Here is a 12365-nt window from a genome sequence, read left to right as displayed (position 1 = left end):
AAATCTCAAAGAAAGGAAAAATCCAATGGCAAGAAATGATGGAATAGACCGTACCGTAGCCAGAAATCTGGACTTGGAAACACCGGCTGATGTGGCTAAGGTACAGGAACACAATGAGCGTGAAAAGGACAGCTACAGCAATCAGGACATCGTGCCGGAACGCACTTCTCTGAACGTTCATTTCAAAGCACCCACGGACGATTATGTAAAAATGTTTGAGCAGATGGAACAAGACGGCGTGATCTCCACCAGAGGTCTGAAACCGGATGCCGTCAAATACGGCGAGTTGATCTTCGATGTGAACTCCGCTTACTTCTACAACCACGGTGGCTATGAATTTGCAAAAGAGTTCTATGCCGATGCCTACAAAGCCGCCGTGGAGATCGTGGGCGGTGAACAGTATATCCTCTCCGCTGTGATGCACGCCGATGAGCGCAACCGGGCAATGTCCGAAGCTCTGGGCGAGGAGGTGTACCACTACCACCTTCATGTGGTTTATATCCCGGTGGTGGAAAAGCAGATCCTTTGGTCGAAGCGATGCAAGGATGAAGCCCTCCGGGGAACCGTTAAGGAGGTCATCACACAGGTCAGCCGCAGTAAGAAATGGGAGTCCAAGCCGGTGCTTGACGAGGACGGTAATCCAATGTTGAACGCAAAAGGAAAAAAGATTTTGAGGTCATCCTACAGTGTGTTGCAGGATGACTTTTTTCATTTCATGCGAGTTGCCGGATATACCGATCTGGAGCGTGGAGAACGTGGAAGCACCGAGGAACATCTGACTGTGACCCAGTTCAAGGTGCAGGCAGAACAGCAGCGGCTGGAAACTGTGACCGGGCAGGTGGCACAGGCAGAACAGAATTTGGAGGATGCCAAAGCTGCCACAGCAAAACAGAAAAAGAAACTGGAATCTTTGCAAAAGGAAACCAAGGCGGCAAAGACCATTGCGCTGACAGTGCAGGACATTGAAGCAATGGGCAAAAAAGCCACATTCGGAAACAATATCACGCTGACACCGGATGAATGCGACACACTCAAACGCTATGCGGTCAATGGCATTATCGCCAATGCTGACAACAAGCGCTTGAAGGAGAAACTGGCTTCCGCTGAAAAGACGGTTTCCATCTGGAAACAGCGGTATGAAGCAGTAAACGAAAAATATATGGAACTGAAACAGAAAGCCCAGCCTTTTCTGGATGCACTGGAAATTGCATCCGAAAGGGTTCGGGCTTTTATCAATTCTATCCTCATCAGAGGAAAGGAAACGCAGGAACACAAACACCCTGCCCGGAAGTGTGGACAGGATATGGAACTTTGATGGAGGAATCGCCTATTGAAGAAATATTATGAGGAAGCGAAATATAATGCGGCATTTGACCGCTGTGTGGATGTTATGAGCCAGATGCTCCAGAAGTACGGGCATCAGGTTTTGGATAAATTAGAGCAGGATACTCCGCAAACGGTGGAGTGTTCCAAGGATGATAAGCAAGCGCAGCCTTTGACGGATAAGGCTGCGTAAAAATTTACAATTTACACGTTGCGTACTTGTTGCGGCTATGCTATAATATGTACGCAACGTGTATTTTTGCTTTTTTGGAGAAAAGACGAATGGATTGTAAAAACAGAATTATTAAGTTGCGTGAAAGCACAGGACTGAACCGGAAAGATTTTTGCAAGCTCGTCCATATTCCTTACCGGACTATGACCGAGTGGGAATTGGACAACCGCCATGCACCGGATTATGTGCTTAGACTTTTGGAGTATTATATCCGCAACGAGGGATTGATGGTAAAAGAAATGAGCGAAGGAGGTGGCGATTCTGAAAAAGAAGCAACTTAAATGTTATCTATATACGAGAGTGTCCACCTCCATGCAGGTAGACGGATACAGCTTGGATGCCCAGCGGGACAAGTTGCGGAAGTATGCGGCATACGAGGATATGGTCGTTGCCGGGGAGTATTCTGACGAAGGATTTTCCGGTAAGAACATCCAAGGGAGGCAGGAGTTTCAACGGATGCTGAACGACATCCAGGACTGCAAAGACGGCGTTTCCTATGTGCTTGTCTTTAAGCTCTCCAGATTTGGCAGAAATGCAGCCGATGTTCTGAACTCTTTGCAGCTCATGCAGGATTTTGGTGTCAACCTGATTTGCGTGGAGGATGGCATTGACAGCTCCAAGGATGCCGGAAAGCTTATGATTTCCGTGCTGTCTGCGGTGGCGGAAATCGAGCGAGAGAATATCCGCACACAGACAATGGCAGGACGGGAGCAAAAGGCTCGTGAGGGCAAATGGAACGGCGGTTTCGCTCCCTATGGATACAAATTGGAAAGCGGAAACCTTGTCATTGCGGAGGATGAAGTGGAAGTAATCCGTGTTATTTATGACCGCTACATCCATACCAATGAGGGCGTTGCCGGAGTTGCTAAATATCTCAACCGCAACGGGTTTGTGAAGAAGCTGCGGCAAAATAACACCATCCCCGGATTTTCAAGGAACTTCGTGCAGGACGTACTGGATAATCCCGTTTATATGGGTAAAATTGCTTATGGCAGACGGAGAACCGAAAAGAGGCAAGGTACAAGAAATGAGATGCACGTGGTCGAGCAGTCGGAGTTCCCTGTTTACGATGGTCAGCATGAAGCCATCATTTCCGAAGAAGATTGGTATCTGGCACAGGAAAAGCGCAAGATCAATTCCTTTAAGCGGGAAAAGGTCAACAATCCAGACCACGCACACATCCTATCCGGTATTTTGAAATGCCCGTGTTGCGGAAAGAGTATGTACGGCAATATTGCCAAGGCTCATAGCAAGGACAAGAAAACACGGTATTATTACTACTGCAAAAATACGGTTACGCCGACGGGACATGAGTGCAGCTTCCGGCTGAATATCGAGCAGACGGAAATCAACAAATTTGTGGCGAAGGTCATCTCCGCTATGGTCAGCAATCCCCGATTTATAGAAGCAATTCAAGCGAAAATTGGAACGGCGGTTGATACAGAGGATATGGAAAAGCAGATCGCCGTTCTGCAAGGACAGCTAAAGCAAGCCTTTGGAACGAAAAGCCGCTTGGAGCGTCAGATGGATACTTTGGACATCAACGATGCCCACTATGACAGAAAAATTTTGGATTTGCAGCGCCGATATGATGAACAGTATGATACGATAGAAGAAATCGAAGTTCAGATTGGCGAATTGCAAAGTCAGATACGCAGCATCCAGCAGGAGAAAATCTCCGGCGATAACATTTATCGGCTCTTACTGGCATTTGATGAAGTCTACCATTCCGCAACGGAAGCAGAACAGAAAGAGTTTATGAAAGCCTTTATCGAGCGAATTGAGATGTTCCCGGAAAAGAGAAAAGACGGAAGCTGGATAAAGAAGATTGTATTCAACTTCCCTGTGCCTGTTGATGGCGAGGAAGTGAAAGAACTTCCCTTGGAAACTGAAGCAACAGTCGAGACGGTCGCCCTCTTGTCACGGGAACAAATCCACTGACGGTTGAGGTCAGAATGGAAGTGGAAACCGGCGAGGTCAAGGAGCATCCGACCTATAAGCGTATTCAGGAGTATGTGCAGGAGAAGTACGGCTTCAAAGTCCATACGGCATATATTGCAGAGGTCAAGCGTATGGTCGGACTGGATATGCACAAAGCACCGAACGCAGTGGAGCAGAGAAAACATGAGTATCATCCCTGCCCGCCTGAAAAGGTTGAGGCAATCAAGGATGCGCTGCGGCATTTTGGCTTAATATCAGAGTGAGTTTACGGCTAAAAGCCCAGCATCACGTCAAACGGCGTGGTGCTGGGCTTATTTTTGTCGTGCTTCGGGGCTTTTTTGAGGATAAAACCGCCTGTGTGCCGTTTGCTTTTCTTTGCCATATTGACACGCTGACCTCTGTTCGTCGTGGCGACTGTGCGTTTTCGGGATAGAAAATGGACACTTATCTTTGTATAGGGAAAAAGCAAGAGAGGAAAAAGAGAGTGAGCGCAGGCTGTGGGAACGGTGCGTAAACCGCTTGCGGTTTTCCACGGTTTCCATAGCCGCAGCGAGGGAGAAAAGGGAGAGGTGGCTTTCTCGCTCAGGCGGTTTGCCGCCGCTCTTTTGCTCTCCCTTTTCTCCCTGAATATCAGGGATTATTCTGCGTCATTGCTCGGCGTAACAGGGCGAAAGTCCGCCTGGACCCCTTCATTGAGGTCAAAGCACATGGTTTTTGCGTCGGCAACCCAGAAACCACGCACCTTGTAACTCTTGTCGGGAATCCAGTCCTCGCCAGTAACAGCGCGAAGCGGGTCAAGCAGATTCTTGTTGGAGATCGTAACAACACCTTTCTGCTCTCCCTTTGGCTTGGAAAACTTGAAGCCCTTCGGCTCGTTGCTCTTGCAGGAACGGATCGCAAATACCCTCGCTTTCGCATCCAGCAGACACAAAACAAAGGCGGGATAGCCCAAGTACTCAAGCACCTTCTTGGTGATGGTCACGCCATTCTGATTCAGGAATATATCCGGGTAGGCGTTGATGTTGGAGTCGATGGTTTCAAAGTTCAAAGCGGAAAATCAAAGTTCATAGTTAAAATCCTTTCATTTCATGGTGTTTTGCGCCTCATCCACGTTTTTCATAAACTCCTGACGCTCCATAAAAGATCACCGGGAATCCATAATCAGATAGCCCTTGAAAAGACCATCTTTCACGCGGTATGCGACGAAGTGACTGCTCAGACGGCGCAATGTAGCTCGTTTGACTGTGCTGTGCCGCTCTGACAGCAACTTTTGTACCTTGATCCAATCCTCTTTTTTGATAATCGCTGTGTGGTGATTTTCCTTGAAATACATATTTAAATCCGTATTTTTGACGGATTTATGGGTGCGAAAATCCTTGGTATAGGTTTTCTGCATCAAAGCATCACCGCAGTATTTCTCATTTCGGAGGATGTTGCGGACAGTACTGGCAGACCAGAGATCGTTCCCCATTGGAGATTTGATACCCTGTTCCGTCAGCGCAGCGGCGATTTCTGCCGGGGTTGCGCCCTCCAAGCAGCTTTCATAGATGTACTCAACAATTCTTGCCTCGGTCGGCTCAATGACATGAAGGACTACGGCTACGCATGGGCTGGCGTTCTTCCCGCTGGACAGGAAGCGGCTGAGAAGGCTTTGGAAAAGGGCTGCGAGGTTTACCGTCTCTATTCGGATAACATCGAGGGCTTGTGCGTGGATGCAAAGGAGATTGCCGATCATGCGGCAAAGGGCGGAATGCTCGGTATCAGCAAGGAAAGCTGGATGGCGGCACTTGAGAAGGAAAACTACCTCAAGGCGGCGGAGATGTCGATGGAGGATGACTACGGCATGATTGATGGGATCATCAACAACGGTCCGAAGGAGGACAAGACCGCAGAGGTCAAAGCCTCCGAAACCGGTGAGAAGTCCTCCATCATGGACAGGCTCAAGTCTGCAAAGGCAGAAAAGCAGGAGGAATGCTGCTCTCCCAAAAAGAACAAAGGAGAGATTGAGCTGTGAGCAGAAGTCAGAAATGGCGGCAGGAGTGGTCGTTCTTCATAGGAGACAGCGGACGCCGGAAGTATAACCGTTTCTGCGTCCGCTGCGTCCATAGCTGCAAGCAGAGCTTCCGCGCGGATCTCATCGCCTGTCCGCACTTCTCACGCAAGGCATCGAGGTGTAGACAGTTAGGGGTCGAAAAAGCCTGTGATTGCAAGCCTCAGAGCGGCGCAAATAGACCAGCCTAAGTGCTTGTATTCCCTGCGTGGTTTCATCTTTAGCGCGGAAATAAGTGTCGATTTCGGCACTTGTTTGAATGCCCGGAAAACGAACCAAGAGCCTCTGTCGATGCCCGGTTTGGGTGCCGGCAGAGGCTCTTTTTTATGACATATTCAAAATTGCGGACAGCAGCTCTTGAACCTGTTGCCGGTATTCCGGCTTTATATCCGAAATACGTCTGGCAAGCGCAAGGGCTTCCGCTTCTGGCTCGTCAGTCCCAAAGATATTCGGTCCGCACTGACGCCGAGCAAACGGCAAAGGCGCTGCAAGGCTTCAAGAGAGATACCGGAAGCACCACGCTCAATAGCACTCAGGTGATTCGGCGTCATGCCAAGCATTTCTGAGAGCGTGTCCTGCGTATAGCCCGCCTGTTCTCTTGCCACTTGAATATTGCCGCCGATTTCAATATTGATGTCCTTCTTCTCTCGCATAGCCTCACCACCTTTGCATTTAGTGTACCTAACGGCGGTGTCATTATCCACGGTGCGCCGTCGTTGATTTTGCTAACGACATTGCGTTGACTGTCCGTGATGAGGGTGATAGAATGGAGCTACCTACCAAAAGCCGGTAGGTAGCCCGGTCGTCCTATATAGATAGGGTAAGTAACCTGCCCCTCCGGGTTGTCCATTCTTTGTTCAATCAATTTTAGGAGGGATTCTTATGGACAAAGTAAATGGAAAGCTGACAATATTTTTTGAGGAGCCGTTTGGGGTGGGGATCTTTGATCAGTTAGGGCTAAAAATAGCCGTTGACCTGTTCTTTGTAGGAAGAACGGACAAGGTTGAGACGATGGCGGGTCCTCGCAAAATTTGACTTTTATGTTTGAATCACTATAAAGGTAAGCTGCCGCCCATCTTGAGCGGCAGCTTGCTTTTTATAGAATCTACTATCCCTGATACCTTATTCTTTCTACCAGCGTTTCCTTTTTCAGATTACTGCTTAAAACACAGGAAAGCGCAATTTGTAGAATACCAACCAGAAGAATCATAACAAGAATCGGGATAAGAGGAACGTGATAAACGTTCATTCCAAAAATCCCATTATGCTTCGCATAGGAAAACAGTGCATAGCCAAGGGGCAGACCGGCAGCAAGTGCGACGCAGATGGTGCCAACCGTAAAAATCAAGCCCTGTATTTGTAAGCTCAGATTTAACTGCTTATTGGTCATGCCTACCGCTTGCAGCACACCGTATTCCTGCTTCTTCGTGGTGATATTGATGATCATGGTGTTTGCCAGATTCATAAACCCGATGAGACCGACAATTGCCATGAACAGATAGCAGCCAAGCTTCATCATACGGCTTGCATATTCTGCAGATTGTAACTGTGCATGATAGGTATCCATTTTTATATGGGAAGTATTAGAAATCAAAGTATTCAGACTCTGTTCCACAGATGCAACATCTTTTTTATCACAGTCCACCCACAGATAGCCATAGGCTGTTCCCCTCGGATTCATGGAACGGTATACACCTTCCGGAATGACCAGATAAGTGTCCGCGCTTACAAAGGAGCCTGCGATTTTTCCATGATAGGTATAGGTTCCGCTTCCGTTATCAAAGTCAAATGCAATGGATTCACCCGGAGCATAGCCATCTTGTTCCATCCACGTCGACCAACCAAAGAAAATTTCACCATTCTTTACCGCCTGATCATAGTCCATAGAGCCAATATCCCCGTCTTGGCGCATAAAATCAAAATCATTTTTACTCACAATATCAGCCGGATATCTTGTTCCGTTCAGATCTGCAGAGACGATTTCTCTCGTCAGTACATCCGTTACACCGGGGATGGATTTGATTTCTTTAATCAAAGAATCATTCAGTGGGTTGTTCTGTAGGATTGTGTCCAGATTATTCTCCGAATAGGCTTCATCATAATTCTGGGAATAATCCAGATGCAACTCAAATTGTCCATGGTTGATTGCAATCCGCGCCTCGTGCTCCGTGTCAATATTCCCAACATAATTAGAGACAATTACAAACAATACACAGGAAAGCCCCATGGTAAGAATCGTAGCAATGGTTCTTTTCGGATTGCCTGTCACATTTGCCATTGCCATGGAGAAAACGGTGACATCTTTTCTGCCTTTTCGTCTGCCCTGTTTTTGCGTTTTGGAGCCGCCAAGATACCGTGTCGCTTCGATGGGTGAAATCCGGGAAACAATTTTCATGGGTTTGCGCAGAGCCAAAACGACCGTAAGAAACGATACAAAAATGCAGATGAGCATAATTGTCAGTGAAAACAGAGGAACCTGATGGTTCTTCATTCCGGACGATACCAGATTTCCCTGCTCCACCAGCCAGTTGAAGCTGACTTTTGCAATCAGGAAACCAAACAGCAGCCCCAGCGGTATCGAAGGAACCGCCAGAAGAATGCCCTCACGAAAGATCAACTGCTTCATCTGCTTTCTGGTTGCACCCAGCGCCTTGATTTTTCCGTACTCCTGAACCTTCTGGGCGATCCCGACCTGGAAGATATTATAAATGACCACAACGGAAAACAGCACGATTCCGAGGATCAGGGTTCCACAAACCACAATCATTTCATAGCTCGGCTGCAATACCCACTGCAGGTAGAGGTCATTGATGATCACGTTTTTCTGGTCAATGCCGCAGGAATCCGCGATTTCTTTTATAACAGGCGCAACATTATTCATAGATACATTTGCAGAATCGCTCAAGGTAAAATAGATATTATATTGCCTGTCACCCTCCGCGACACGCTCATTATAAAAATCCTGCGAACCGAATACAACATAGGAAGCCCCGATGGTATATTCATCCCGGTCATATAAAATCCCGCTGACAGTAAATTCCACCGGTGCGTATTCCGACTGCATGCCGGAACGGTACTCCAATGTTACGGTGTCTCCGACCTTTACATCATGGTATCCCACTGCATCAAAGAAAGCGCGTCCTGCGGCAATTTCCTGCGCCTTTTCCGGATAGGTACCTTCCTTCAACACATATTCCTGATTATAGGGAAGCATTTTCCTGACCGTTTCATCCGCACTGACAAAGCCGCCATTTTCATTTCCTTTCAGGATGCCCTCCGTACACATGATGCCGATATCAGATATCTCAGCTCTGCGTTCCACTTCTTTTAATTGCGTACCATCTGCGGCGATAAACAGGCCGTAGTTGCTTCCGTATGAGCTTGCAGCCTGATCCTTCTGTAAGCGGATCAGTCCATTTCCAATTGTACTGATAATGACCAGAAGCATGGTAGTCAGGCAAATCGCCGTCATAATGAGGACACTTCTTGTCCGATTTCTTTTGTCGTTGCTGAATGCAATTTTGCTGATCGTCCTCAATTAAAATCCACCACCTGTCCATCCTCGATGACTAAAATACGGTCAGCAACCTGCGCGATCTCATCATCATGGGTAATCATTACAATCGTCTGTCCATATTTTTTTGCGCTCATTTTCAGCAGCGCGATCACCTCGTCACTTGTCTTGGAATCAAGATTTCCGGTTGGCTCGTCCGCAAACAAAATCTCCGGTCTGTTTACCAAGGCTCTTGCAATCGCAACGCGCTGCTGCTGTCCTCCGGAGAGAGTATTCGGAAGATTATGAATCCGGTGATCAAGACCCAGTGTGGTGATAATATCATTGACATAAGCTTTATCCACTTTTTTTCTGTCAAGCCCCAGCGGAAGAACGATATTTTCCCACACATTGATGGAGGATACCAGATTGAATGCCTGAAATACAAATCCGATCTTTCTTCTCCGGAAAACGGCAAGCTGATCCTCCTTCATGGAATACAGGTCCTTGTCAGACAAGATCACGCTGCCGCTGGTTGGTGTATCCAGCCCGCCCAGCATATGCAGCAGGGTACTTTTTCCGGAGCCGGATTTTCCGACAATGGCGACAAATTCTCCCTGCCCAATCTGGATATTCACATGATTGACGGCTTTGACCTGATTTTCCCCCGTCCCATAAAATTTGCAAAGCTGATTCGTTTCTAATATCACGCCCACTCCAATGGCCTCCTTTTCTTATTTACCAGCATTGTATCAAAGGAACCTTTCATTTCACTTTCAAAAAGAGAGCAGAAGTCTTACAGATTTGAAAGACTTCTGCTCATCATCTCTACGAAAGTCCATTCTCCGGCAGCTGAATCAAAAAGGTACTTCCTTTTCTGACTTTGCCGGAGGCTACCGTAATTGTCCCACCATGCTGCTCAATAATCTGTCTGGACAGATACAGACCGATGCCAGTTCCGCTCTTTTCGCGGACTTCCGGCGCAGTCCCTCTGTAAAACCGCTGGAATATTTTATGGTATTCACTCTGCGGGATTCCGATTCCCTGATCCGCGATCTCAATTCTCACAAAGCCGGTTCTTTTTTGTAGACGGATCGTGATTTTTGAATGTTCTGGGCTGTATTTGATGGCATTGTCCAAAACGTTAATGATTGCTTCTCCAAGCCAACGTTTATCCTGCATGAGTGCACAATGCTCCAGTGATTCGTTGCAGTCGAAAATAAGTTCTATCCCTTTCTCCGCTGCCTTTGGATACGTTCGGTTTACTGCGGAGATGATCGTATCCATAATGGGAAGTGTTTTCTGATCAAGCTGAATCAAACCTGTCTCCAGTTTGGATATTTCCAGCAGAGACTGCAACAATGTTTCCAATCCGTCCAATGCACTCCGGCAGCGGATGCGAAATTCCTGTTGCTCCGTCTCACTCAGATTGTTCCGCAGCAATATGCTAAAGCAGGTATCCAAGGCTGCAACCGGGGTTTTCAGCTGATGGGAAATGTCGGATACCATTTCCTTTGTGCTTTCCTTCTCCGCTCTGGCTTCCTCTTGCAGCAGCTGGATATGATGTCCGATTGCTTCAAGCTGAAATTTCAGTCTTTCCTGCCCGACATGATCTTCTGTGTCCGGCACTACCTCAAAGTGATTTTCCCGAAATGCAATCAGGATTTGCTCTAGCTGCTCCAATCGTTTCCGACTTTCTTTCGCCTCAACTTTATTCCGGTAAAACAGGAACGTTAGCAAAGACAGACATAGCACTGCACTTGTACAGCCGGTTATCATGATATTCTGCCGGAAGCGCACATAAAACGAAGTCCCTTTGTTTTCCCAGTACCCGTATTGCTCTAATAATTGCTTACCTTGTTCATTGGCTTGATGGTCGTTTCCTTTCAGCCATCCTGCGGCAACATCCATGCCGGTGGTCTCTGCGCCCGCCGCAACTTCTGTCAGGATATCCATTTTACATTGATAATCCTGATAATATAAATAGGTGGTAAAGCAGTTCAATACCGCAAAAAAGAGTAGAACCGGCAGCACCAGTGACAAGGCATCAACCCACTTTTTGCGATGTCGTTTCGTCACTGACTTACCTCCTGATTCCATATATACCCAAGACCTCTGATATTCTTTATATAGACCGGTGCAGCCGGATTGTCTTCGATTTTCTCCCGAAGTCTTCTGATATTGACAGCGATTGTATTTTCATCCACAAAATCCCCTTCCAGATCAAATACATTTTCTAATATTTGTGTTTTTGAAAGAATCTGTTTCGGATTCTGAAGAAAAAAAGTCAGCATTTTCAACTCCGTTTTTGTCAGACTGATTTCACGACTCTTTATCAGGACTTTCATTTCTCCTGCGATAAATACGATATCTCCCGAAATCATCTTTCCGGCTTCTGTTTTCTCCTGTCTGCGGCGGAAATGTGCTTCTATTTTCAAAAGAAGTACCGAAAGACTAAACGGCTTTGTAATATAATCATCTGCCCCTGCTTCATATCCCATGACCTGATCCATCTCCTGATCTAGTGCTGTAAGACAAATAATGTATGTATTATAATTGCATCTCATCCACCTTACAAATTCCAATCCATTCCCATCCGGAAGATTCACATCACAAATGGCAACATCCACATTATTATCACTTGCAATTCTTTTCGCTTTTTTCACTGATTCTGCTGAAAAAACCTCATATCCGGATTTTTTCAGTGAAAATGTAATTCCACGATTCAAGTTTTCATCGTCCTCAACCACAAGGATATTTGGCATAATTCAAACCACCCTTCCGTCTTAGCTATATATGTTAAACGTTACATCAAATACTGCAAATGCTTTTATTGATTCAGGCGAATTCTGCATTCCTGTTGGCACACGATTTTCCGCAGGAAAGTCTAGTGTGCTATACCTTTGCTTCCGGCTGACGCGGGAAAGGAACCGCATTCGCCCTCTCTCCCCAAAACTAATTTTATTATATTCAATAAATTTCAGGAGCTGTGTCTCGGAAAAAGCGGGATCGGGTACAGCATGATGTGAGTTTTGTCACCACGAGGCATTTTTGTTCCTTTTGCCCCTGACATGACATAATCGAAGAATCCATCTTGAAACATGATGGATTTCAGAAGGTATGCGTACTTCTTGTCCAAGGCTCTAAAACACAGGACATCGGCGTTACACCCGCCCGAAGTTGTTGCGAACCACATCCTTTTGAAATATGGACGGATGTTGCTAACAAGCACGTCCTCCGCTTGAAAATATGTCACTCGCTCTGAAGAATCAGTCGTGCCAAAGGAAGCAACACCTTGCTCGTCCGGCAGAATGTTTTCCGTTGAG

General features: G+C 46.8%; 13 protein-coding genes and 1 pseudogene. 7 read left to right on the top strand and 7 right to left on the bottom strand.

Annotation, left to right across the window (positions count from 1 at the left end):
* Positions 1–25: 25 nt before the first annotated feature.
* From DW088_RS04490 to DW088_RS04470, 5 genes are all read left to right on the top strand, one after another.
* Positions 26–1315, top strand: a complete 1290-nt coding sequence (locus tag DW088_RS04490; RefSeq protein WP_118359831.1) for a plasmid recombination protein — start codon at positions 26–28, stop codon at positions 1313–1315.
* Between the two features lie 15 nt (positions 1316–1330).
* The gene (locus DW088_RS04485; protein WP_007488117.1) at positions 1331–1516 is read left to right on the top strand and encodes a hypothetical protein; all 186 of its coding nucleotides are present in this window, start codon (positions 1331–1333) and stop codon (positions 1514–1516) included.
* An 89-nt stretch (positions 1517–1605) separates the two neighbouring features.
* On the top strand, positions 1606–1836 hold the full coding sequence (locus tag DW088_RS04480; RefSeq protein ID WP_007488123.1) for a helix-turn-helix domain-containing protein: 231 nt from the start codon (positions 1606–1608) through the stop codon (positions 1834–1836).
* Positions 1817–3496, top strand: coding sequence for a recombinase family protein (locus DW088_RS04475; RefSeq protein WP_118360101.1), 1680 nt, complete (start codon positions 1817–1819; stop codon positions 3494–3496). Before DW088_RS04480 ends, DW088_RS04475 begins: the two co-directional genes overlap by 20 nt.
* 14 nt (positions 3497–3510) lie before the next feature.
* Positions 3511–3759, top strand: coding sequence for a hypothetical protein (locus DW088_RS04470; protein WP_118359829.1), 249 nt, complete (start codon positions 3511–3513; stop codon positions 3757–3759).
* 374 nt (positions 3760–4133) lie between these two features.
* Here the strand turns inward: DW088_RS04470 and DW088_RS04465 are convergent, their stop codons facing one another.
* Both DW088_RS04465 and DW088_RS04460 read right to left on the bottom strand, forming a co-directional pair.
* A complete protein-coding gene (locus DW088_RS04465; protein WP_118359827.1) occupies positions 4134–4544 on the bottom strand; it encodes a hypothetical protein in 411 nt (136 codons plus the stop codon).
* A 96-nt stretch (positions 4545–4640) separates the two neighbouring features.
* Entirely contained in the window at positions 4641–5078 is a 438-nt protein-coding gene (locus DW088_RS04460; RefSeq protein WP_279217332.1) for a recombinase family protein, read from the bottom strand.
* Here DW088_RS04460 and DW088_RS04455 point away from each other — a divergent pair.
* A pseudogene (locus DW088_RS04455) lies at positions 5073–5510 on the top strand (DUF4316 domain-containing protein); the annotation flags it as partial. The gene DW088_RS04460 and the pseudogene DW088_RS04455 overlap by 6 nt on opposite strands.
* Positions 5511–5929: 419 nt before the next feature.
* On the opposite strand, the gene DW088_RS04445 reads toward DW088_RS04455, so the two are convergent.
* A complete protein-coding gene (locus tag DW088_RS04445) occupies positions 5930–6199 on the bottom strand; it encodes a helix-turn-helix domain-containing protein (RefSeq protein WP_243022604.1) in 270 nt (89 codons plus the stop codon).
* A 229-nt stretch (positions 6200–6428) separates the two neighbouring features.
* Between DW088_RS04445 and DW088_RS15820 the strand changes: the two genes are divergently transcribed.
* A complete protein-coding gene (locus tag DW088_RS15820) occupies positions 6429–6581 on the top strand; it encodes a hypothetical protein (protein WP_158574609.1) in 153 nt (50 codons plus the stop codon).
* Between the two features lie 73 nt (positions 6582–6654).
* Here DW088_RS15820 and DW088_RS04440 read toward each other — a convergent pair whose 3' ends face one another.
* The 4 genes from DW088_RS04440 to DW088_RS04425 form a co-directional block, all read right to left on the bottom strand.
* Positions 6655–9084 (bottom strand): ABC transporter permease, encoded by a 2430-nt coding sequence (locus DW088_RS04440; protein WP_118359823.1) that lies wholly within the window; start codon positions 9082–9084, stop codon positions 6655–6657.
* Positions 9081–9755, bottom strand: a complete 675-nt coding sequence (locus tag DW088_RS04435; protein WP_118359821.1) for an ABC transporter ATP-binding protein — start codon at positions 9753–9755, stop codon at positions 9081–9083. The genes DW088_RS04440 and DW088_RS04435 overlap by 4 nt, the downstream gene beginning before the upstream one ends.
* Before the next feature lie 112 nt (positions 9756–9867).
* Positions 9868–11118 carry a sensor histidine kinase gene (locus DW088_RS04430; RefSeq protein WP_243029776.1) on the bottom strand — a complete coding sequence of 417 codons (1251 nt, stop codon included), beginning with the start codon at positions 11116–11118 and terminating at the stop codon, positions 9868–9870.
* Positions 11115–11804, bottom strand: coding sequence for a response regulator transcription factor (locus DW088_RS04425; RefSeq protein ID WP_118359817.1), 690 nt, complete (start codon positions 11802–11804; stop codon positions 11115–11117). Before DW088_RS04425 ends, DW088_RS04430 begins: the two co-directional genes overlap by 4 nt.
* Positions 11805–12365 lie beyond the last annotated feature (561 nt).

The sequence above is a fragment of the Butyricicoccus sp. AM05-1 genome (genome assembly GCF_003474415.1).
GTDB classification, from domain to species: Bacteria; Bacillota; Clostridia; order Oscillospirales; family Butyricicoccaceae; genus Agathobaculum; species Agathobaculum butyriciproducens.
This window is presented reverse-complemented; position numbering and strand designations above follow the sequence as displayed.

Coding starts and splice junctions, on each gene's coding strand:
- DW088_RS04445 (WP_243022604.1), bottom strand. CDS start 6,199: ATGCGAGAGAAGAAGGACATCAATATTGAAATCGGCGGCAATATTCAA.
- DW088_RS04425 (WP_118359817.1), bottom strand. CDS start 11,804: ATGCCAAATATCCTTGTGGTTGAGGACGATGAAAACTTGAATCGTGGA.
- DW088_RS15820 (WP_158574609.1), top strand. CDS start 6,429: ATGGACAAAGTAAATGGAAAGCTGACAATATTTTTTGAGGAGCCGTTT.
- DW088_RS04470 (WP_118359829.1), top strand. CDS start 3,511: ATGGAAGTGGAAACCGGCGAGGTCAAGGAGCATCCGACCTATAAGCGT.
- DW088_RS04490 (WP_118359831.1), top strand. CDS start 26: ATGGCAAGAAATGATGGAATAGACCGTACCGTAGCCAGAAATCTGGAC.
- DW088_RS04480 (WP_007488123.1), top strand. CDS start 1,606: ATGGATTGTAAAAACAGAATTATTAAGTTGCGTGAAAGCACAGGACTG.